The 20,765-nt window shown below is 71.6% G+C and carries 16 protein-coding genes; 4 read left to right on the top strand and 12 right to left on the bottom strand.

Annotated features, from left to right (window positions below; genetic code table 11):
* Window positions 1-29: 29 nt before the first annotated feature.
* Window positions 30-608 carry a hypothetical protein gene (locus ACFY0K_RS38380; protein ID WP_390643759.1) on the top strand — a complete coding sequence of 193 codons (579 nt, stop codon included), beginning with the start codon at window positions 30-32 and terminating at the stop codon, window positions 606-608.
* A gap of 32 nt (window positions 609-640) precedes the next feature.
* Here ACFY0K_RS38380 and ACFY0K_RS38375 read toward each other — a convergent pair whose 3' ends face one another.
* On the bottom strand, window positions 641-1,216 hold the full coding sequence (locus tag ACFY0K_RS38375; protein ID WP_390643758.1) for a TetR/AcrR family transcriptional regulator: 576 nt from the start codon (window positions 1,214-1,216) through the stop codon (window positions 641-643).
* Window positions 1,217-1,313: 97 nt separating this feature from the next.
* Here ACFY0K_RS38375 and ACFY0K_RS38370 point away from each other — a divergent pair, with 97 nt between their 5' ends.
* Window positions 1,314-2,825: an MFS transporter gene (locus ACFY0K_RS38370; protein WP_390643757.1), complete on the top strand. Its 1,512-nt coding sequence runs from the start codon at window positions 1,314-1,316 to the stop codon at window positions 2,823-2,825.
* A 126-nt stretch (window positions 2,826-2,951) separates the two neighbouring features.
* Here ACFY0K_RS38370 and serA read toward each other — a convergent pair whose 3' ends face one another.
* From serA to ACFY0K_RS38340, 6 genes are all read right to left on the bottom strand, one after another.
* Window positions 2,952-4,541, bottom strand: a complete 1,590-nt coding sequence (gene serA, locus ACFY0K_RS38365) for a phosphoglycerate dehydrogenase (RefSeq protein ID WP_351961304.1) — start codon at window positions 4,539-4,541, stop codon at window positions 2,952-2,954.
* A gap of 229 nt (window positions 4,542-4,770) precedes the next feature.
* On the bottom strand, window positions 4,771-5,769 hold the full coding sequence (gene ilvC / locus ACFY0K_RS38360; protein ID WP_351961305.1) for a ketol-acid reductoisomerase: 999 nt from the start codon (window positions 5,767-5,769) through the stop codon (window positions 4,771-4,773).
* Window positions 5,770-5,899: 130 nt separating this feature from the next.
* Complete coding sequence (ilvN, locus tag ACFY0K_RS38355; RefSeq protein WP_351961306.1) at window positions 5,900-6,424, bottom strand: acetolactate synthase small subunit; 525 nt, start codon at window positions 6,422-6,424, stop codon at window positions 5,900-5,902.
* Between the two features lie 45 nt (window positions 6,425-6,469).
* Window positions 6,470-8,335, bottom strand: coding sequence for an acetolactate synthase large subunit (locus ACFY0K_RS38350; protein WP_352366136.1), 1,866 nt, complete (start codon window positions 8,333-8,335; stop codon window positions 6,470-6,472).
* 243 nt (window positions 8,336-8,578) lie between these two features.
* Window positions 8,579-11,770: a putative bifunctional diguanylate cyclase/phosphodiesterase gene (locus ACFY0K_RS38345; RefSeq protein WP_390643756.1), complete on the bottom strand. Its 3,192-nt coding sequence runs from the start codon at window positions 11,768-11,770 to the stop codon at window positions 8,579-8,581.
* A 223-nt stretch (window positions 11,771-11,993) separates the two neighbouring features.
* Window positions 11,994-12,944 (bottom strand): 2-hydroxyacid dehydrogenase, encoded by a 951-nt coding sequence (locus tag ACFY0K_RS38340; RefSeq protein ID WP_390643755.1) that lies wholly within the window; start codon window positions 12,942-12,944, stop codon window positions 11,994-11,996.
* Window positions 12,945-13,018: 74 nt separating this feature from the next.
* On the opposite strand from ACFY0K_RS38340, the gene ACFY0K_RS38335 reads away from it, so the two are divergent.
* Window positions 13,019-14,020, top strand: a complete 1,002-nt coding sequence (locus ACFY0K_RS38335) for an aldo/keto reductase (RefSeq protein WP_390643754.1) — start codon at window positions 13,019-13,021, stop codon at window positions 14,018-14,020.
* Between the two features lie 372 nt (window positions 14,021-14,392).
* Complete coding sequence (locus ACFY0K_RS38330) at window positions 14,393-15,532, top strand: PQQ-dependent sugar dehydrogenase (protein ID WP_390643913.1); 1,140 nt, start codon at window positions 14,393-14,395, stop codon at window positions 15,530-15,532.
* Between the two features lie 19 nt (window positions 15,533-15,551).
* On the opposite strand, the gene ACFY0K_RS38325 is transcribed toward ACFY0K_RS38330, so the two are convergent.
* The 5 genes from ACFY0K_RS38325 to ACFY0K_RS38305 form a co-directional block, all read right to left on the bottom strand.
* Window positions 15,552-15,779 carry a DUF6191 domain-containing protein gene (locus ACFY0K_RS38325; protein WP_390643753.1) on the bottom strand — a complete coding sequence of 76 codons (228 nt, stop codon included), beginning with the start codon at window positions 15,777-15,779 and terminating at the stop codon, window positions 15,552-15,554.
* 21 nt (window positions 15,780-15,800) lie between these two features.
* Window positions 15,801-18,836: an AAA family ATPase gene (locus ACFY0K_RS38320; RefSeq protein WP_390643752.1), complete on the bottom strand. Its 3,036-nt coding sequence runs from the start codon at window positions 18,834-18,836 to the stop codon at window positions 15,801-15,803.
* 161 nt (window positions 18,837-18,997) lie between these two features.
* Window positions 18,998-19,210: a hypothetical protein gene (locus ACFY0K_RS38315; protein WP_390643751.1), complete on the bottom strand. Its 213-nt coding sequence runs from the start codon at window positions 19,208-19,210 to the stop codon at window positions 18,998-19,000.
* A 208-nt stretch (window positions 19,211-19,418) separates the two neighbouring features.
* Window positions 19,419-20,090 (bottom strand): hypothetical protein, encoded by a 672-nt coding sequence (locus tag ACFY0K_RS38310; protein ID WP_390643750.1) that lies wholly within the window; start codon window positions 20,088-20,090, stop codon window positions 19,419-19,421.
* Between the two features lie 35 nt (window positions 20,091-20,125).
* Entirely contained in the window at window positions 20,126-20,698 is a 573-nt protein-coding gene (locus ACFY0K_RS38305) for a GNAT family protein (RefSeq protein WP_351961379.1), read from the bottom strand.
* Window positions 20,699-20,765: the final 67 nt, after the last annotated feature.

Genomic DNA, 20,765 nt, shown 5'->3' with positions numbered 1-20,765 from the left:
CACATCAAGGGTGTCGGCGGGGGCGGACGATGGGTGACTCGGGTCCGGACATACGGCAGGGCGGCGCCGCCCTGCCGGTGGAGGGGCGCCGGGCCCGCGGACGGCTTCGGCCGGGCCGCCGGGCGGCCGCGCTGGGGATCGGGGCGCTCGCCCTCGCGGGGTGCGCGTCCGGAGCCGTCTGGCTCTTCCGGGACGACCTGCCCCATCCGCTCGGCGACGAACGGGCCTGCGCCGGAAGCGAGCAGCGGCTGCCGGACCGGATCCTCGTCCATGGCACGCCGATCCCCTCCGACGCCGCGGACGTCCACTACTTCACCCGGAACGGCAGGGCCGCCGTGTCCTTCCGCAGCGGCCTGCTCCCGGACTACCTGCGCGACGCGGGCATCGTGCCGGCGGGCGCGGACCTGTTCGACGAGCGCCACGGCAGCGTCGGCGTGGCCGGGGAGCCGCACAAGCTCCCGGACGGCCTGTGCGGGCCCGCCCTGCAGAGCCCCGTCTGGTACTACCACTCCGTTGACGGCGTCCGGGTCACCGTGGAGCGCTCACCGCTGTACGGCGACGCGCTCCGGTTCCCGGCCCGCGCTGTGGTGACGTACCCGCTCGGCTGACCCGGCGCACCGGCGCCGGCGTCCTGGGCGGGTCAGCTGCGGTTCGCGGCCTCGACGATCTGGCGCAGTCCCTCGGTGAGCGCGTCCCCGTCGGGTGCGGTCTTCGGGTCGAAGGTCCATGCGGAGATCAGGCCGGACATCAGGGTCATGTAGAAGCGGCCGAGGGTGTCCGCGGTCTCGTCGGAGACCTCCTCCTCCGGTACGCCCATCATCAGTGAGGTCAGTCCGCGGCCGCCCTCGCGCTGGGCGCGGGCCAACTGGTCGCGCACCTCGGGCATCTGATCACCCATCGCCATGATCTCCACGCTCAGCCGCCACATCGTGCCGGGCTCACGCATGCTGCCGACGATGTTCGTCCACACCTCGCGGAACCGTTCCAGGGAGCCGGGAGCTCCGGTCAGCCCAGCGTCGCCGCCCTCGAAGGACATCTCCTCCACCAGCGCGATGTAGGCCTGGGCGAGCAACGCGTCCTTGGAGCCGTAGTGGTAGCCGATCGAGGCGAGATTGGTGCCCGACTCCCTGACGATGTCGCGCGCCGTCGTCCGCGCGAACCCCTTCTCCAGCAGGCAGCGCTTGGCGCCTTCCAGCAGATCCTCACGGTGTCCCATGCCGACCACCCTACCCGGGTTCCATACAACCGTCCTAGACACGTGAATTATACAAACGTTCTAGACAATCGTTTAAGACGCTCGTACATTCCTTGGCATGACGAACCCGACGAGCACGACGACCGCACAACCGACCGCCGGCTCCCTGGCCGGACGCCGCGAATGGACCGCGCTCGGCGTACTGATGCTTCCGCTGCTCCTGGTCTCGATGGACGTCTCGGTCCTCTACTTCGCCCTCCCGGCGATCGGCGCGGACCTGGCCCCGAGCGGCACCCAGCAGCTGTGGATCCTCGACATCTACGGCTTCGTCCTGGCCGGTCTGCTGATGACGATGGGCGCCCTTGGCGACCGCATCGGCCGCCGGCGCCTGCTGCTGTTCGGCGCCGCGGCCTTCGGCGGCGCCTCGCTGCTCGCCGCGTACGCCGACAGCGCCGGGACCCTGATCGCCGCCCGCGCGGTCCTCGGCATCGGCGGCGCGACCCTGATGCCGTCGACGATGGCGCTGCTGCGCACCATGTTCACCGACCCTGGCCAGCGCGCGAAGGCGATCGGCCTGTGGTCGGGAGTGATGACGGGCGGGATCGCGCTCGGCTCGGTGATGAGCGGGATCCTCGTCGAGCACTTCTGGTGGGGCTCGGTCTTCCTGGTCAACCTCCCGGCGATGGCCCTGCTCCTGGTCGTCGGCCCGTTCCTGCTCCCGGAGTCCCGCACCCCCTCCCCCGGCCGCTTCGACTGGCTGAGCGTCCCTCTCTCGCTGGCCGCCGTGCTCCCCGTGGTCTACGGCGTCAAGGAGATCCCCTCCGAGGGCTGGCACCCGCTCTACGTCGTCTCGGTCACCGTCGGCCTGCTCTTCGCCGTCCTCTTCGTCCACCGTCAGCGCACCACCGCATCCCCGCTGATCCCGCCGGCCCTGCTCACGGCCCGGGGCTTCACCCCGGCGCTGGTCCTGAACCTGGTCGCCTCGCTCGCGATGATGGGTTCGGCGATCTACACCACGCAGTACCTGCAGTCGGTCCTCGGGATGAGCCCGCTCGCGGCGGCGCTGTGGAGTCTGCTGCCCTCGGTGTTCATCGGAGCCGCGGGGCCGCTCACGGCACAGCTGGTGCAGCGGGGCGCCGACCGGGGGTACGTGGTCGCCGGCGGTTTCGCGGCCATGGCGGCCGGGTTCGTGCTGCTCGCCCTGACCGGCACCGACGCGCTGTGGCTGGTGCTGACCGGCGCCGGCGTCCTCGCCTGCGGGATGGTCGCGATCGTCTCCCAGCTGACCGACCTCGCGATGACCGGGGCTCCGGTGGAGCGGGCCGGGACGGCGTCCTCGCTCCTGGAGACGGCGGCGGAGTTCGGCGGTGCGCTCGGCATGGCCGTCCTGGGCTCGATCGGTACGGCGGTCTACCGCCACGAGATGCCGGCCACGGCTCCGGCAGGCGCTCGCGAGACCCTGGGCGGCGCCCTGGCGACGGCGGCCCGGCTGCCGGGACCCGCGGGAGAGTCCCTGACCCGGGCCGCGCGGGAGGCCTTCACCAGCGGGATGCAGGGGGCCGCGATCGCGGGAGCGGTACTGCTGGCACTGGCGGCGGTGGGGGCGGGGGTGACGCTGCGGAGGCGGTGACCATACGGCTCAGGGGGTGACCACACAAACGCCGGACGGGCTGAGTAGATCAGCCCGTCCGGCGTTTGAGGACATGACGCGAGCCTTCCAGCCCACCGAGTCGGGTGGGCGGGTGGGCGAGAAAAATCAGACCAGGTTCACCGAACGAGCCGACGTGGCCCCGATCTCCGCCTCGACCTCGGCCAGCACGCCGGAGGCCACCGTGTCGTCGACGGTCAGGACAGCGAGCGCCTCGCCCCCCGCCGCCGCACGGGCGACCTGCATGCCGGCGATGTTGATCCCGGCCTCACCGAGGATGCGGCCGACGGTGCCGACGACACCCGGACGGTCCTCGTACCGCAGCACCAGCAGGTGGTCGGCGATCGCGAGGTCGACGTCGTAGTCGCCGACCGCGACGATCTTCTGGAGGTTCTTCGGGCCGGACAGCGTGCCGGACACCGAGACCTCCTCGCCGCTGCCGAGGGTGCCGCGCACGGTGACGACGTTGCGGTGGTCGGCCGACTCGGAGCTGGTCGTCAGCCGTACCTCGACGCCGCGCTCCTGCGCGAACAGCGGGGCGTTGACGTACGACACCGTCTCGTCGACGACATCCTCGAAGACGCCCTTGAGCGCGGAGAGCTCCAGCACCTTCACGTCGTGCTGGGTGATCTCGCCGTAGACCTCGACGTCGAGGCGGACCGCGACCTCACCGGCGAGCGCGGTGAAGATGCGGCCCAGGCGCTCCGCGAGGGGCAGGCCCGGCTTGACGTCCTCGGCGATGACACCGCCCTGGACGTTGACCGCGTCCGGGACCAGCTCGCCGGCGAGGGCGAGGCGGACGGACCGGGCGACGGCGATGCCCGCCTTCTCCTGGGCCTCGTCGGTGGAGGCGCCGAGGTGCGGGGTGCAGACGACCTGGTCGAGCTCGAAGAGCGGGGAGTCGGTGCACGGCTCCTTGCTGTAGACGTCGAGGCCGGCGCCGGCGACCCGGCCCTCCTTGAGCGCCGCGTACAGCGCCTCCTCGTCGACGATGCCACCGCGCGCGGCGTTGACGATCCGCACCGACGGCTTGACCTTGCGCAGTGCCTCGTCGCCGATCAGACCGACCGTCTCGGGGGTCTTCGGGAGGTGCACGGTGATGAAGTCGGCGACTTCGAGCAGCTCGTCCAGGGACAGCACCTTGACGCCCATCTGGGCGGCGCGGGCGGGCTGGATGTAGGGGTCGTAGGCGACGACCTTCATGCCGAAGGCCGACATGCGCTGCGCGACCAGGGCGCCGATCCGGCCGAGGCCGACGACACCGAGGGTCTTCTCGGCGAGCTCGACACCGGTGTACTTGCTGCGCTTCCACTCGCCGTTCTTCAGCGCGGAGTTGGCCTGCGGGATGTGGCGGGCGCTGGAGATCAGCAGACCGCAGGCCAGTTCGGCGGCGGTCACGATGTTGGAGGTCGGGGCGTTGACGACCATCACGCCGGCCTTGGTGGCGGCGGAGACGTCGACGTTGTCCAGGCCGACGCCGGCTCGTGCGACGACCTTCAGCTTCTTCGCCGCGGCGATGGCCTCGGCGTCGACCTTGGTGGCGGAGCGGATCAGGATCGCGTCCACGTCGGCGATGGCGGGGAGCAGTTCGGCTCGGTCTGCTCCGTTGGTGTGCCGGATCTCGAAGTCCGGGCCCAGCGCGTCGACGGTGGCGGGCGACAGCTCTTCAGCGATGAGTACGACAGGTTTCGAGCTCACGTGAGTCCTCACATGTCCAATGCGGACGGCCGTCCCGACGGCCGCAGGCGGTGGAGGTTGGCTACCGCGTGGAGACGCACGACGCTGTGGGCCTGACGCGTATGTAGTACGGCAGTGTAGTGGCGGGACGGAGGTCGTCCTGCGCCTCTGCGGAAGGATCACCCGTCCGAGCTTCGACGGGCTGGACAACAGGGCCGGGGCGGCTCGCCCCGGCCCTGTCACCTGAGGCTCACGCGTCTTCGTTCACCCAGGACATCAGCTTGCGCAGCTGCTTGCCGGTGGTCTCCAGCAGGTGCTCGGAGTCCTGCTTCTTGTACTCGTTGTACTTCTTCAGACCGCCGTGGTACTCGTCCATCCAGTTGCGGGCGAAGGTGCCGTCCTGGATCTCGGCGAGGACCTGCTTCATCTCGGCCTTGGTGGCGTCGGTGATGATCCGCGGGCCGGTGACGTAGTCGCCCCACTCGGCGGTCTCGGAGACCGACCAGCGCATCTTCTCCAGGCCGCCCTCGTACATCAGGTCGACGATGAGCTTCAGCTCGTGCAGGCACTCGAAGTAGGCGATCTCCGGCTGGTAACCGGCCTCGACCAGGGTCTCGAAACCGGCCTTGACCAGGGCGGAGGTACCACCGCAGAGGACGGCCTGCTCACCGAACAGGTCGGTCTCGGTCTCCTCGGTGAAGGTCGTCTTGATGACGCCGGCGCGGGTGCCGCCGATGCCCTTCGCGTACGACAGCGCCAGCGCGAAGCCGTTGCCGGTGGCGTCCTGCTCGACGGCCACGATGCACGGCACGCCGCGGCCCTCCTCGTACTGACGGCGCACCAGGTGGCCCGGGCCCTTGGGGGCGACCATGCAGACGTCGACGCCGGCCGGGGGCTTGATGAAGCCGTAGCGGATGTTCAGGCCGTGGCCGAAGAACAGGGCGTCGCCGTCGTTCAGGTTCGGGGCGATGGACTCCTCGTAGACCTGGGCCTGGATCGGGTCCGGGACGAGGATCATGATGACGTCGGCCTCGGCGGCGGCCTCGGACGGGGTCACCACGCGCAGGCCCTGCTCCTCGGCCTTCGCCTTGGACTTGGAGCCCTCGTGCAGACCGACACGCACGTCGACACCCGAGTCGCGCAGCGACAGCGCGTGGGCGTGACCCTGGCTGCCGTAGCCGATGACCGCGACCTTGCGGCCCTGGATGATGGACAGGTCGGCGTCGGCGTCGTAGAACAGCTCGGCCACTTTGGGTTCTCTCCTTGGTGTGCAGGTGTTGCGTCCCACCGTATGACGGTGGGCGGACGGGAAGTTTCGGGGTCTCGGCATACGGGCGGCCGGCGGGCCGAGGCGGATCGTCGGCCGCCCGTGTCAAGCCTTACGCGGATCGGTCGAGGGCGCGCAGCGACCGGTCGGTGATCGAACGGGCCCCGCGTCCGATCGCGATGGTGCCGGACTGCACCAGTTCCTTGATGCCGAACGGCTCCAGCATCTTGAGCATCGCGGTCAGCTTCTCGCTGCTGCCGGTGGCCTCGATGGTGACGGCGTCCGGGGAGACGTCGACGGTCTTGGCGCGGAACAGCTGGACGATCTCGACGATCTGGGAGCGCGTCTCGTTGTCGGCGCGCACCTTCACCAGAACGAGTTCGCGCTGAACGGCCGAACCCGGCTCCAGTTCGACGATCTTGAGCACCTCGACGAGCTTGTTGAGCTGCTTGGTGACCTGCTCCAGCGGCAGCGCCTCGACACTCACCACGATCGTGATGCGGGAGATGTCAGCGTGCTCGGTGACCCCGACGGCGAGCGAGTCGATGTTGAAGCCGCGGCGGGAGAACAGGGCGGCGATGCGGGCCAGGATGCCCGGCTTGTTCTCCACCAGGACGGAGAGCGTGTGCTTGGACATTTTCTTCTGCGTCTCTCTCTCAGCGTCTCTCTTGGTGTCTCTCGCTCAGTCGTCTTCGTTGTCGCCGAAGTCGGGGCGGACGTCCCGGGCGGCCAGGATCTCGTCGTTGGAGGTGCCGGCGGCGACCATCGGCCACACCATGGCGTCCTCGTGGACGATGAAGTCGACGACCACGGGGCGGTCGTTGATGGAGTTCGCCTCCTCGATGACCTTGTCGAGGTCGTCCGGGGACTCACACCGGATGGAGTAGCAGCCCATGGCCTCCGACAGCTTGACGAAGTCGGGGACCCGGGTGCCGCGGGCGTCCGGGTTCACGTCGTCGGGTCCGGAGTGCAGCACCGTGTTGGAGTACCGCTGGTTGTAGAAGAGGGTCTGCCACTGGCGGACCATCCCGAGGGCGCCGTTGTTGATGATGGCGACCTTGATCGGGATGTTGTTCAGGGCGCAGGTGGTCAGTTCCTGGTTGGTCATCTGGAAGCAGCCGTCGCCGTCGATCGCCCAGACGGTCCTGCCCGGCTGGCCGGCCTTGGCACCCATGGCGGCCGGGACCGCGTAGCCCATGGTCCCGGCGCCGCCGGAGTTCAGCCAGGTGGCGGGCTGCTCGTACTGCACGTAGTGCGCGGCCCACATCTGGTGCTGGCCGACGCCCGCCGCGAAGATCGTGTCCTCGGGGGCGAGCTGCCCGATGCGCTCGATGACCTGCTGCGGCGAGAGCGACCCGTTGTCGGGCAGGTCGTAGCCCAGCGGGTAGGTCTCGCGCCAGCGGTTGAGGTCCTTCCACCAGGCTGCGTACCTTGACCTGGCGGCCTCGCCCTGTTGGCCCTCGCTGTGCTCCTTCTGCACCGCCTGGATCAGGTCGGCGATGACCTCGCGGGCGTCGCCGACGATCGGCACGTCGGCGGCGCGGTTCTTGCCGATCTCCGCGGGGTCGATGTCGGCGTGGACGATCTTCGCGTACGGGGCGAAGCTGTCCAGCTTGCCGGTGACGCGGTCGTCGAAGCGGGCTCCGAGGGCGACGATCAGGTCGGCCTTCTGCAGCGCGGTGACGGCGGTGACCGCACCGTGCATGCCCGGCATTCCCACGTGCAGCGGGTGGCTGTCGGGGAACGCGCCGAGCGCCATCAGGGTGGTGGTGACGGGCGCTCCGGTGAGCTCGGCGAGGACCTTGAGCTCGGCGGTGGCGTGCGACTTGATGACGCCGCCGCCGACGTAGAGGACGGGCCGCTTCGCGGAGGTGATCAGCTTGGCGGCCTCGCGGATCTGCTTGGCGTGCGGCTTGGTCACCGGACGGTAGCCGGGCAGGTCCATGACCGGCGGCCAGGAGAAGGTGGTCTTCGCCTGGAGGGCGTCCTTGGCGATGTCGACGAGGACCGGGCCCGGGCGGCCGGTGGAGGCGATGTGGAACGCCTGGGCGATCACCCGGGGGATGTCCTCGGCCTTGGTGACGAGGAAGTTGTGCTTGGTGATCGGCATGGTGATGCCGACGATGTCCGCCTCCTGGAAGGCGTCCGTGCCGATCGAGGAGGACGCGACCTGCCCGGTGATCGCCACGAGCGGCACCGAGTCCATGTGCGCGTCCGCGATCGGCGTCACCAGGTTCGTCGCACCCGGGCCGCTCGTCGCCATGCAGACGCCGACCTTGCCGGTGGCCTGCGCGTAGCCGGTGGCCGCGTGGCCCGCGCCCTGCTCGTGCCGGCACAGGACGTGGCGCACCCGGGTGGAGTCCATCAGCGGGTCGTAGGCCGGCAGGATCGCGCCACCGGGGATGCCGAATACCGTGTCAGCGCCGACCTCCTCAAGCGAGCGGATGAGGGACTTCGCACCCGTGACGTGCTCGACGGTCGGGGTGTGCTGTCCTCCGGAACGGGGCCGCGGCTGCGGATGGTGGGCCCCGGTGGCCTGCTCGGTCATCGGCATTCTCTTCTCGATGCTGAGGGTTTTTGCGAGGTTCGTACGGATTTTTGCCGCCGTACGTCTGATGCTGGTGCAACAAAAAACCCCTCGTGCCAAAAGGCAAGCGAGGGGAGCGCGCCGGTGTGGTCGCTGGGGATTCCGGATCGTCCTCCGGTGGGTCCCAGCTCAGCCGACGCGCTGTCCAAGTACGAGAATTCGGGTGCGCATGGAACTGACCCTCCCTCTGACGCGCACCACGTGTCAAGTGGGTGGGACGGGAGTCTCATTATGTGAGCGTAGGCCACTTCCGCCTCCGAGCACGGCGGGTACACCGGCAGGCACACCACCGGTGTACACCCCCGGGCCGCTTCCCGCGAACGCCGGCTCGGCCGGTGCGTGCGGAACCGGATAGTGGCCGGACCCGAGCGCCCGGCGCAGCCGGTACTCGTCCACCGGACCGGAGAACGACATGCCCATCCCGTGCGTGCACCCCATCGCGCGGAGCGCCGTGACCTGCTCGGGCAGGTCCACGCCCTCGGCCACGGACTGCAGGCCGAGATCGCAGGCGATCCGCAGCAGCCCGCTGGTGATCTTGTGCAGCCGGGCCGACTCGACGACCCCCTCGACCAGGCTGCGGTCGAGCTTGAGCACGTCGACGGGGAGCTTGCGCAGGGCCGTGATCGCCGCGTAGCCGCTGCCGAAGCCGTCCAGCGCGATCCGGACACCGTGCCGGCTGAGCGCGGTCAGCCGCCGTTCCAGCTCGTCCAGCGGGACCCTGGGGTCGGTGTCGGACAGCTCCAGGAGCAGCGCCCCCGAGGGCAGCCCGTGCCGGGCGAGCAGGGCCTCCACGGAGCCGAGCGGCGAGGACCGGTCGAGCAGCCGTCGGGCGGACGTCCGGACGGCGACCGGCACCACGAGCCCGCCGGCGGCCCGCTCGGCGGCCTGCTCGACCGCCTCCTGGAGGATCCAGCGGTCCAGTTCGGCCGTCTTGTCGCTGTCCTCGGCGACCCGCAGGAACTCGGCCGGCGTGAACAGCACCCCCTGCGAGGAGCGCCAGCGTGCCTGCGCGGAGACCGATTCGATCCTGCCGTTCTCCAGGCACACCACGGGCTGGTGCAGCAGGGCGAACTCGCCGTCGTGCAGGGCGGCCCGCAGCCGGGTGGCCAGCTCCGCCTTGCGTACGACGTCCTGCTGCATCTGCGGCTTGTACAGCTTGACGCAGCCCTTGCCGGCCGACTTGGCGCGGTACATCGCCAGGTCGGCGTTGCGCAGCAACTCGCCTGCGCCCAGACCCGGTTCGGCGAAGGCGACACCGATGGACGCGTTGACACGGACATCGTTGCCGTCAATGGCGTACGGCTGGGAGAGGGTCACCCTGAGGCGGTCGGCGAGCTCCAGGATGTGCCGCTCCCGGGCACTGCGGTCACGGGTGCCGTCGCCGACGATCAGCGCCGCGAACTCGTCGCCGCCCAGCCGGGACGCGGTGTCGCCCTGGCGGACCGCGTCCTGGAGTCGGCGCGCGGCCTGGACGAGCAGTTCGTCCCCGGCCTGGTGCCCGATCGTGTCGTTGACGGCCTTGAACCCGTCCAGGTCGATGAAGAGCACCGCCGTGTTCCTCAGGGCCGGGCCCCGGTCGGAGGAGCGGCGGCCGGACAGGGCCTGCTGCACGCGCCGGGTGAACAGGGCGCGGTTGGGCAGGTCGGTCAGCGGGTCGTGCTCGGCGTTGTGCTGGAGCTGCGCCTGCAGGCGCACTCTTTCGGTCACGTCCCGGCTGTTGAAGATGAGGCCGCCGTGGTGGCGGTTGACGGTGGACTCGACGTTGAGCCAGCCGCCCTCGCCGGACCGGAACCTGCACTCGATGCGGGTGGTGGGTTCCTCCGCGGAGCTGGCGGCGAGGAAGCGGCGTACCTCGTGCACCACGCAGCCCAGGTCCTCCGGGTGGATGAGGCTGGCCAGTTCCGAACCCACCAGGTCCTCGGCGGACCGGCCGTAGACCCCGGCGGCGGCCGGGGAGACGTACCGGAGCATGCCGTTCGGCGCGGCGATCATGATGACGTCGCTGGAGCCCTGCACCAGGGAGCGGAAGTGGTTCTCCTGCTGCGCCAGTTCCTGGGTGAGGGTGATGTTGTCGAGCAGCATGATGCCCTGGCGCACCACGAGCGCGAGGACCACCAGGCCGGCGGTGATCAGGACGACGTGGTCCGGGCTGCGGCCGTTGAGGACGTTGTAGAGGATGCCCAGGGTGCACACGGCGGCGGCCAGGTACGGGGTGAGGGCGGCCAGGGACCCGGTGATCGGCCGTCCGGCCGGGTACCGGCTGTGATCCCCTCCCGGGGCGGGCGCCGGCGGCTGCTTGGCCGCCGCGGCACGGCCGCCGGGCACGTGCTCGTGGACCACGCGCGTGTGCCCCTCGGGATCCTGGGCGCCCTGCGGCCGGGGGGCGGCCCAGGGGGCGTACGCGAGCAGCAGCGAGCCGGCGAACCAGCCCGCGTCAAGGAGCTGGCCGGAGCGGTAACTGCTGTGCAGCAGCGGCGAGGTGAACAGGGCGTCGCACATCACGGTCAGGGCGAGGGCGCCGATCGCGGTGTTCACCGCGGTGCGGTTGCCCGGCGAGCGCCGGAAGTGCAGCGCGAGCACCATGCTGACCAGGGCGATGTCCAGCAGCGGGTACGCCAGCGAGAGCGCGGTGTGCGCGACGCTGGGTCCGTCGAACCGGGCGGCCTGGGCGAGCGCGAGGCTCCACGACAGGGTGAGCAGCGAGCCGCCGATCAGCCAGGCGTCCAGCGTCAGGCAGATCCAGCCGGCCCTGGTCACCGGCCGCTTGGCCAGCACCAGCAGGCCGACGATGGCGGGCGGCGCGAAGCACAGGAAGAACAGGTCGGCGTAGCTCGGGCTGGGCACGGGCCGGTGGAGCACGACCTCGTACCATCCCCAGACTGCGTTGCCCAGGGCCGCCATCGCCGAGGAGAGGGCGAACAGCAACCAGGCAGGTCGAAAGCGGACCCGCGGGGAGCGGGCGTAGAAGAAGCACGACACGGCGGCGGTGCCGGCGGCCGCGGTCAGACCGAAGTCACCCATGAACAGGGCGATCTGGTTCGAGCCCCAGTCGAACGCGGAACCGACGGCGTATCCCGCGCAGATCAGGGCCAGGACGAGTTGGCGGACCACGCCGGTCCCGCCGCCGGTCGCCGGCGGCCGGGGGTACGGCTTCCCCGCCGGAGGCTGCGCCCGCAGCGCTCCGGGGAGGGTGGTCGTCACAGGGGTCGGCGTCGTCACCGGACCCTCCCGGTCCGCACCGCTCCCGGGTCCCGCGGGTCCCGGTGCGCCGGGTGGGCGTGCCTCCTGCGTCCGCTGTGCCTGTGGTGGTGATGGCTGGTGTGGTGGCCGCGTCTGCGCGCAGCTGTGCGCCAGGGTCGCCGCCGGCGGCTCCGCCGCGTCGGATCGTTCGTCCATAGGCCGTGCATCGCCCGTCGCCCCCCTCACAAATCTGAAATGTCCATCCCCGGCGCCGTACGGTGCGCGGCGCAGCCCCTTCCGGGACGATACACCAGTCTCGTCACTCAGGGACATAGCTTCTCTACGCTCCGTGACGACCAGTGGGCTATGCGCGCACGCACCGCGCTCGGAAGGTTGCGGACCGTACCGGAAGCGGATTACACGCGTATTGCCGTGATGGTCAGTTGTCGGTGGATCCCGTCGTCAAAATCACGTTTCGCAACGGCTCCCGGTTCACGAAACGGTTCAGCTGTTCGGTGACGAGGCGCTTGGCGCGCGGCAGGAAGGCCGAGGTGGGGCCGCCGACATGAGGGCTGATCAGCACGCCGGGCGCCTGCCACAAGGGGTGTCCGGCCGGCAGCGGTTCGGGGTCGGTGACGTCCAGGGCGGCGGTGAGGCGGCCGCTCTCCAGCTCGGCGAGGAGGGCCTTGGTGTCCACGACGGGCCCGCGCGCGACGTTCACGAGCAGTGCGCCGTCCTTCATCCGTGCGAGGAACTCCGCGTTGACCAGGCCGCGCGTGGTGTCCGTGAGGGGCGTGGTGAGGATGACGACATCGGCTTCCGGAAGCAGATTCGGCAGTTCGGTGAGCGGATGCACGGGACCGCGCGCCGAGGCGCGCCCGGAGCGCGCGACGCGCGCCACCCGCGCAACCTCGAAGGGCACGAGCCGGTCCTCGACGGCCGAACCGATGGCGCCGTAGCCGACGATGAGCACGGACTTGTCGGCGAGGGCCTGGTGGAAGCCGCCCTCCCAGTGCTCCTGCCGCTGGGCGCGGACGAATCCCGGGATGCCGCGCAGGGAGGCCAGGGTGAGCGCGAGCGCGAGTTCGGCGGTGCTCGCCTCGTGCACGCCGCGGGCGTTGCAGAGCTGCACCCCGGGGACGATCAGGTCGAGGGCCGCGGTCATGTCGTCGACGCCCGCGGTGAGGGTCTGGATGAGCCGCACGTTGCGCATTCCCGCCAGCGGGCGCACCTTGACGGGCTGCCGCTTCATGTAGGGGACGACGTACACGGCGCAGTCGGCGGGGTCACCGGGAAAGTCCTGGTCGCCGTTCCAGAAGAGGTAGTCGAGGCCGTCGGGCAGGTCCGTGAACTCGTCGGGCGGGATGGGCAGCCATGCGTCTCGGGTCATGGTCAGGAGGCTATGTCAGGGGTGTGGCGGCGGGCGGGTTAGGTTGGGAGCTCAAGAAGGAGGTTCACGGGCTGGTGGAGCGCAGGACGATCGGCGCGGGGGCGCTCGCGGTGGGGGCCGTCGGACTCGGGTGCATGCCGATGAGCTGGGGGTACAGCGGGTCGCGGCAGCGGGGCGAAGAGTCGCTGAGAGCGGTGCACCGGGCGCTGGACCTGGGCGTGACACTCCTTGACACGGCGGACATGTACGGTCCGTTCACCAACGAGCTGCTGCTGGGGCGGGTGCTCAGGGAGCGGCGTGCGGAGGCCTTCGTGTCGACGAAGGTGGGGCTGCTGGTGGGCGACCAGCACATCGTGGCCAACGGCAGGCCCGGCTATGTGAAGCGGGCCTGCGACGCGTCGCTGCGGCGGCTGCAGACCGATGTCATAGACCTCTACCAGTTGCACCGCGCCGACCCCGAGGTGCCCGTCGAGGAGACCTGGGGCGCGATGGCGGAGTTGGTGCAGGCGGGAAAGGTGCGGGCGCTGGGGTTGTGCGCCGTGGGGGCGCGCGGGGGGCGCAGGTCCGGCGCGCGGCTGCACGACGCGACCCTGCGGCAGCTGCAGCGGGTGCAGCAGGTGTTTCCGGTGAGCGCGGTCGAGGCGGAGCTGTCGGTGTGGTCGCCGGAGGCGCTGGAGTCGCTGCTGCCGTGGTGTGCGGCCCGGGGGGTGGGGTTCCTCGCGGCGATGCCGCTGGGCAACGGCTTCCTGAGCGGGACGCTCACTCCGGGTGAGGGTTTCGAGCCGGATGACCTGCGGGCGCGGCACCCCCGCTTCACGGCGGAGATGATGGCGGCGAACCAGCCGATCGTGGCGGGGCTGCGGAGGGTGGCGGGCCGGCAGGGGGGTGGCGGCGTCACCGCCGCTCAGGTGGCGCTGGCGTGGGTGCTGGCGCAGGGGACGCATGTGGTGCCGGTGCCGGGGACCAAGCAGGGGCGTTGGGTGGCCGAGAACGCCGGTGCGGTGGAGGTCCGGCTGACGGCGGAGGATCTGGCGGAGCTGGGCGGGCTGCCTGCTGCGCAGGGCTCTTGGGACTAGCCCGGAGACTGCCGTGCTCTGCCGGTGGTCCGGTGCGGCGCCGTGGGGGCTGGTCGCGCAGTTCCTCCCCCAGCCTTCGGCCGGGGGTACCCCCAGCGCCCCTTTCGGGGCACTGTCAGCGGGCGTTCGCCTCAGGACCGCCCGGCAGCCCCGCGCACCTTTCGGGGCACTGTCAGCGGGCGTTCGCTTCAGGATCCGCCCGGCAGCCCCGCACCCCTTTCGGGGCACTGTCAGCGGGCGTTCGCTTCATGATCCGCCGGACAGTCCCGCGCCCCTGACGGGGTGCGTTGTACTACCGTCGGTCTGAGGAGCCGAGGCCTGTTCGAAGGGATCGTGATCGTGCGACGTCGAGGTGGGGCCGCGGTGTTGGTCATGGCCGGCGTGCTGCTGGTGGCGGGCTGTTCCTCCGGCGGTGGTGGCGGGGGCCTGCCCACGCCGACTTGGGCCGGGGGGTCGTCGGCGGACTCCTCCGGGGCCTCCGCGTCCGTCGGGGCGTCGGAGTCGGCGGCGCCCGCCACGGGGTCGGTCAAGGTGGTGCGTACCGTCGCCGAGGGGCTGAAGTCGCCGTGGGGGCTGGCGCCGTTGCCGGACGGGACGGGGCTGCTGGTCTCCGACCGGGACGACGGGACGATCAGCAAGGTCGACGAGAAGACCGGGAAGATCACGGAACTGGGGGTCGTCTCCGGGGTGTCCGCGGCCGGTGAGGGGGGCCTGCTGGGGATCGCGCTCTCCCCCGACTTCGCCTCCGACCACATGATCTACGCGTATTTCACGTCTGCCTCCGACAACCGCATCGTCCGCATGCTCTGGGACGAGAGCAAGCCGCCCAAGGAGCAGCTGGGCGCCCCCGACACGATCTTCAAGGGGATTCCGAAGGGGTACATCCACAACGGCGGGCGGATCGCGTTCGGCCCGGACGGCATGCTCTACGCGGGGACCGGGGAGAGCGGACAGCGGGGGCTCGCGCAGGACAGGAAGTCGCTCGGCGGCAAGATCCTGCGGCTGACGCCGGAGGGCGACCCGGCCCCCGGCAACCCGTTCCCGAGCTCCCCGGTCTACACCTACGGCCACCGCAACGTGCAGGGCCTGGCCTGGGACGACAAGCAGCGGCTGTTCGCCTCGGAGTTCGGGCAGGACACCTGGGACGAACTGAACGCCATCAAGCCGGGCGGCGACTACGGCTGGCCGGACGCGGAGGGCAGGTCGTCGGACCCGAAGTACGTGAATCCGGTCGCCCAGTGGCACACCGACGACGCCTCCCCGAGCGGCATCGCCTACGTCGACGGCGTCATCTGGATGGCCGCTCTGAAGGGGCAGCGGCTGTGGCGTATCCCGTTGGACGGCACCACCGCGGCCGCGGCTCCGCAGGCCTTCCTCACCGGTAGGTACGGCCGCCTGCGCACGGTCGTGGCGGCCGGGGGCGGCAAGGTGTGGCTGGTGACCAGCAACACCGACGGGCGGGGCAAGCCGAAGCCGGGCGACGACCGGATCCTGGAGCTGGAGGTGAAGTAGCCCGCGCGGGCGGCGCCGCTCACGCCTCCTCGTCCCCGGGGTCCGCCGCTGGCTCGTCCTCGGCCGCCGACTCCGCCGTGGGATCCTCCTGCGGAAGCCGTATGACGACCTTGCCGGACGCGAGGTCTATCGGCCCGCGCCCCGGATCCGTGTCCCCCACGTCCTCCCGGGTCAGCTCCAGCCGCTTCTGCTCCTCGTGGGTGTGTTTGCGGCCGGGTGCGAACAGCTCCTCGAACATGTTGAACACGGTGCCTCCTCCGCCGTCCCCTTACCTGGTCGGGTCGAGTGCCTCGGCGGGGAACATCCCCAGTCTGTGTGCCACCGCCGCCGCCTCGCCCCTCCCTGCAACGCCCAGCTTGCCCAGAATGTTCGAGACGTGGACGCTCGCGGTCTTCGGGGAGATGAAGAGCTCCTCGGCTATCTGGCGGTTGGTACGGCCTGCCGAGACCAGGCGCAGGACGTCGCGCTCCCGGCTGGTGAGGCCGAGGCTCTCGACGGGGTCGAGGACCGGGCGGGCGGGGCGGGCGGCGAGGGTGAGGCGGGCGCGCTGGGCGAGAAGGGCGACGGCCTCGGCGAGCGGGCGGGCACCGAGGTGGTCGGCGACGGCCCCGGCCAGCCGGAGGAGTTCCGTCGCGCGGTCGCGTTCGTCGTCCCCGGTGGCCTCTTCGAGCAGGGCCTGGGCGAGGCGGCGGCGGACCCGGGCGAGGTCGTAGGGGCGGTCCAGGCGCTCGAAGTCGGTGACCACGTCCGACCAGACCGCGGCGGTGCCGGTGCCCCGGGCGCGGTGCAGTTCGGCACGGGTCCAGCGCTCGTACGCCTGCCACAGGGGTGCGACGGTGGCGAGCTTGCGGGTGGTCTCGGCGAGCCGGTCGAGGGTCTCGGCGCGGCCGTCGGCCGCCGCGGGCAGGGCGCGGGCGTCGGCCTCGGCGGTGGCGGCGGCCAGCAGCAGGGGCCAGCCGTAGCGGTGGGTGCCCGGCGGGAAGCCGGCCGCAAGGGCGCGGTCCAGCTCGGTGCGGGCGTCGAGGAGCCTGCCCTCCGCGGCGGCGACGCCGATCGCGATCCGGGCGACCGGCAGCTGTGCCTGGGGCATCGGGTCGTGGGTGCCGTAGTGGGCTCGCGCGATGGCGAGCCTACGGGCGGCCTCGGCCGTGTCGCCCCGGGCGAGGGCGATATGGGCGAGGTGCAGGGCGCCGGCGCCGCGGGGCTTGGCGCTGGCCGCGGATCCGAGGGCGCCCGCGGCGGCTTCGGCGGCCTCGTCCCACCGGCCGAGCGCGTACAGCGACTCGGAGAGGTTGCCCCAGACCCATGCCTCGGCGTCCAGCAGGCCGTATTTGCGGGTGAAGGCGATGCCTTCGCGCTGGATCGGCACCGCCTCTCGGGAGCGGCCGACCGACTCCAGCTCGGAGGGGAGGTTCGTGTAGGCGCGGCCCGCGACGTGGGCGACGCCTTCCTGGAGCGCGGCGTCCTTGACGCGCTCCAGCTCCGCGAGGCCGTCGTCGACGTCGCCCGCGTCGACCATGAGGGTGCCCAGGGTGACGCGCGCGTTGAGCTCGATCTCGCGGGCGCCCACCATCCGCGCGTACTCCACGGCCCGTTCGGCGGCGGCGAAGGCCTCCGGGCCCGGCTCGTGGAGCATGGACCAGGCGGCGGCGTTGGCCAGCACGTCGGCGTGCACCTCGGACGGCGGCAGGCCGCGCACCAGGTCCTGGGCGGTGCCGAGTTCCTGCCGGCCGTCGCCGCGGGCCAGGCCCTGGACCAGCCGGGAGCGCTGTACCCAGAACCAGGCGGCGCGCTGCGGGTCGTGCTCGTCCTGGAGGATCCGCAGCGCCTTCTTGGTGATCTTCAGGGCGCGTTCGCGCTCCCCGCAGAAGCGGCCGGCGACGGCCGCCTCCGCCATCAGGTCCAGGTAGCGCAGCGGGGTGGTGGCGGGATCGCAGCCGCAGGGAGGGTAGACGTCGGTGTAGTCGACGGGGCGCAGGGCCGCGCGGACCTCCTCGGGGGCGGTGTCCCACAGCTCCATCGCCCGCTCCAGGAGCCGCAGTTGTTCGCTGTAGGCGTGCCGGCGGCGGGCCACGACGGAGGCGTCGAGGGCGGCGGGCAGGGCCTTGGCCGGGTCGTGTGCCTGGTACCAGTAGCTGGCCAGGCGGGTCACGCGCGCGTCGGCCGGCACCAGCTGGGGGTCGGCCTCCAGTGCCTCGGCGTAACGGCGGTTGAGCCGGGAGCGTTCGCCGGGCAGCAGGTCGTCGGCGACGGCCTCGCGGACCAGGGAGTGCCGGAAGCGGTAGCCGTCGCCTGCCGGGGTGGCGGTGAGGAGGTTGGCGCCGACGGCGGCCCGCAGCGCCTCGATCAGGTCGTCCTCGGCGAGCTGGGCGACGGCGGCCAGCAGCCGGTACTCGACGGTCGAGCCGCCCTCGGCGACGATCCGGGCGACCCGCTGGGCGCTCTCGGGCAGCGCCTCGACCCGGACCAGGAGCAGGTCGCGCAGTGAGTCGGTGAGCCCGGTGCAGCAGCCCTCGGCGCCGGCCACGGCGAGTTCCTCGACGAAGAAGGCGTTGCCGTCGGAGCGTTCGAAGATGTCGTCGACCTGGGCGGGGTCGGGTTCGGCGGCGAGGATGCCGGCGATCTGGCGGCCGACCTCCTCACGGGTGAACCGGGCGAGTTCGAGGCGGCGGACGGTGCGCAGCCGGTCGAGTTCGGCGAGCAGGGGGCGCAGCGGATGGCGGCGGTGGATGTCGTCGGAGCGGTAGGTGGCGAGGACGACGAGCCGGCCGGTGCGCAGGGTGCGCAGCAGGTAGGCGAGGAGGTGGCGGGTGGAGGCGTCCGCCCAGTGCAGGTCCTCCAGGGCCACGACCACCGTGCGCTCGGCGGCGACCCGCTCCAGGAGGCGCGCGGTGAGTTCGAAGAGGCGGGCCATGCCCTGTTCGTCATGGCGGCCGGAGGTGGCCTCGCCGAGTTCGGGCAGCAGCCGGGCCAGCTCGTCCTCCTGGCCCGCGGCGGCCTCCGCCAGCTCGTCGGGCAGCGCGGCCCGCAGCGCGCGCAGCGCGGTGGAGAAGGGGGCGAACGGCAGCCCGTCGGCGCCGATCTCCACGCAGCCGCCCAGGGCGACGACCGCGCCCCGGCGGCAGGCGGCGGTGGTGAACTCCTCGACCAGCCGGGTCTTGCCGACACCGGCCTCGCCGCCGAGCAGCAACGCCTGCGGCTCGGCGGCCCCGGCACGCTCCAGCGCGTCGTTCAGTGTGTCCAACTCGTCGTTGCGGCCTACGAACACGGGACTCACGGACCTGGTTTCCACAGGCCAGAGCATCGCATGGGCCACGGAACCGGCGGCAGCGGTTTTCCACAGCACCGGTGCGCTTGTCGTACCGGTGGACGGCAACGGGGGAAGCCGGTGGCCGACCCCCGTGCGGCCACCGGCTTCCCCGTTTCCGGTCTCCGGGCGGTCTGTCCCGCCCGGCCCTCCCGTGTTCACGCGGCGCGCGGGAGCCGGCGCCGGCCACGGCGGTCGGTATGGGCCTCCTGCGCCGCCAGGGCGTCTGCCGTCGCCGTCGCGTGCCCCGCCGCCCGGGCCTCGCGGCGGGCGGCGCGGCGGGAGCGGACGGCCTCGCGGGCGAGACGGGCGTCCTCGGCCTGCCGGCGCAGTTCGGTGGATCGGATCTGGTGGAGTTCGTACTCGAACATGGTGGTGTCCCTTGTGAGATCGGGTGATCGGGCTTCGCTTTCCGCGATGTCTCCACCTTCGTCTCCCAGGGGGGTGTGCCACATCGGGAGAGTTCCGCATCTTCGCGGGGCCGCCGGACCCCGGACACGCGTAAGGGGCCTCAGACCGTCCGTAAGGTGCTTACGGACGCCCTAAGGCCCCTGCCCGAACTGGGCCGTCGCGGCGGACTCAGCTGGTCGACGGCACTCCGAGGAGGGCGTCGGAGTACTTGAGGACGGCGAGCAGCAGGCCGATGACACCGAGCGCGACACCCGCCCAGGCGACCGACTTGATCCACGGCGCCTGCGGCTTGCCGGGGGCGCCGAAGGCGGGCCGGGCCAGCACCACGACGCCGGTGAGCAGCGCGGCCAGCGCGAACAGGCCGGCCCACAGCGCGGTGGTCGCCCACGCGTCGCCGTACACCTCCTTGACCTGCTTGGCGACGCTCGCGGTCGACGAGGTCTGGAGCTGGCCGACGAGGGTCTCACGGGCGGCGGCCACCGTTCCGATCCAGCCACCCGTGAGGGAGACCAGGCCGAGCACGGCGGAGACGACGGCGGCGGCACCCTGGCCGACCCCGGACGGCCCCTCGGCCTCGGCCAGGTCCCCGGCAAGGTCGGCGTCGTCCTCCGAGTCCTCCAGGTCCTCAGCGTCCGCGGCGTTCTCCGCGTTCTCGGCGTTCTCCGCGTTCTCGGCGTCGAGGTCGGTGTCCGCGCCGGCGGCCGCCGCCGATTCGGTTCCGGTCTCGGTGGCGGACTGCGGCGCGTCGTCGGCGCTCTTGGTGACGCTCACCTTCTCCTGGTCGGTCGTGGCCTCGGCGCCCGTCTCGGCACCGGTCTCGTCAGCTGTCTTGGTTCCCATGTCCGGCACCGTACGGATCCTGTCTGAGAGGCGTCTTAATGATCGTTCGCAGCGGCACGCGCGCGTGCTTCACGCCATTCGGGGGCGAGGATCGACCACACCTCCAGGTCGTGCCGTACGCCACCATAGGGGTGCGCCTGACGGCGTACGCCATCGCGGGTCATCCCCAGCCGCCGGGCCACGTTCAGGCTGGGCTCGTTGCCCGAGGCGGCGACCCACTCGATCCGGTGGATGCCGCGCTGGTCGACCGCGAAGTCGAGCAGTACCCGCATGGCGCGCGTGACGAGTCCGCGCCCGGTGCCGGCCGGCTCCAGCCAGCAGCCGACCTCGGCGTTCCCGTGTTCGGCGTCGAAGTTCAGGAAGAGCACCCCGCCGACGAGCGTGCCCTGAAGCCACAGGCCGTGCAGGGAGGCGGTGTCGGCGGCGCGCATGTCGGCGTACCGCTGGAGCATGGCCCGTGCGGCAGGCACGTCCGTCTCCTTGGAGCCGAAGGAGATGAACTGTCCGATGAACTCCCGCCCGCGGTCCAGGTGGGCCAGGAACTCCTCGGCGTGCCAGGGCTCCAGTGGGCGCAGTTCGGCGTCGTCGCCCAGGGATATCGCGTACATCGTCTTCTCCAGTTCCACCGCGTCCTCGATCGGCACGTCGAGCCTCTCATGTGCGGCGCGGTGCCCG

It is taken from the genome of Streptomyces sp. NPDC001507 (assembly GCF_042894765.1).
Lineage (GTDB): Bacteria > Actinomycetota > Actinomycetes > Streptomycetales > Streptomycetaceae > Streptomyces.
This window is presented reverse-complemented; position numbering and strand designations above follow the sequence as displayed.

Coding starts and splice junctions, on each gene's coding strand:
- ACFY0K_RS38380 (WP_390643759.1), top strand. CDS start 30: ATGGGTGACTCGGGTCCGGACATACGGCAGGGCGGCGCCGCCCTGCCG.
- ACFY0K_RS38375 (WP_390643758.1), bottom strand. CDS start 1,216: ATGGGACACCGTGAGGATCTGCTGGAAGGCGCCAAGCGCTGCCTGCTG.
- ACFY0K_RS38370 (WP_390643757.1), top strand. CDS start 1,314: ATGACGAACCCGACGAGCACGACGACCGCACAACCGACCGCCGGCTCC.
- ilvN (WP_351961306.1), bottom strand. CDS start 6,424: ATGTCCAAGCACACGCTCTCCGTCCTGGTGGAGAACAAGCCGGGCATC.
- ACFY0K_RS38350 (WP_352366136.1), bottom strand. CDS start 8,335: ATGACCGAGCAGGCCACCGGGGCCCACCATCCGCAGCCGCGGCCCCGT.
- ACFY0K_RS38345 (WP_390643756.1), bottom strand. CDS start 11,770: ATGGACGAACGATCCGACGCGGCGGAGCCGCCGGCGGCGACCCTGGCG.
- ACFY0K_RS38340 (WP_390643755.1), bottom strand. CDS start 12,944: ATGACCCGAGACGCATGGCTGCCCATCCCGCCCGACGAGTTCACGGAC.
- ACFY0K_RS38330 (WP_390643913.1), top strand. CDS start 14,393: ATGGCCGGCGTGCTGCTGGTGGCGGGCTGTTCCTCCGGCGGTGGTGGC.
- ACFY0K_RS38320 (WP_390643752.1), bottom strand. CDS start 18,836: ATGCTCTGGCCTGTGGAAACCAGGTCCGTGAGTCCCGTGTTCGTAGGC.
- ACFY0K_RS38315 (WP_390643751.1), bottom strand. CDS start 19,210: ATGTTCGAGTACGAACTCCACCAGATCCGATCCACCGAACTGCGCCGG.
- ACFY0K_RS38310 (WP_390643750.1), bottom strand. CDS start 20,090: ATGGGAACCAAGACAGCTGACGAGACCGGTGCCGAGACGGGCGCCGAG.
- ACFY0K_RS38305 (WP_351961379.1), bottom strand. CDS start 20,698: ATGTACGCGATATCCCTGGGCGACGACGCCGAACTGCGCCCACTGGAG.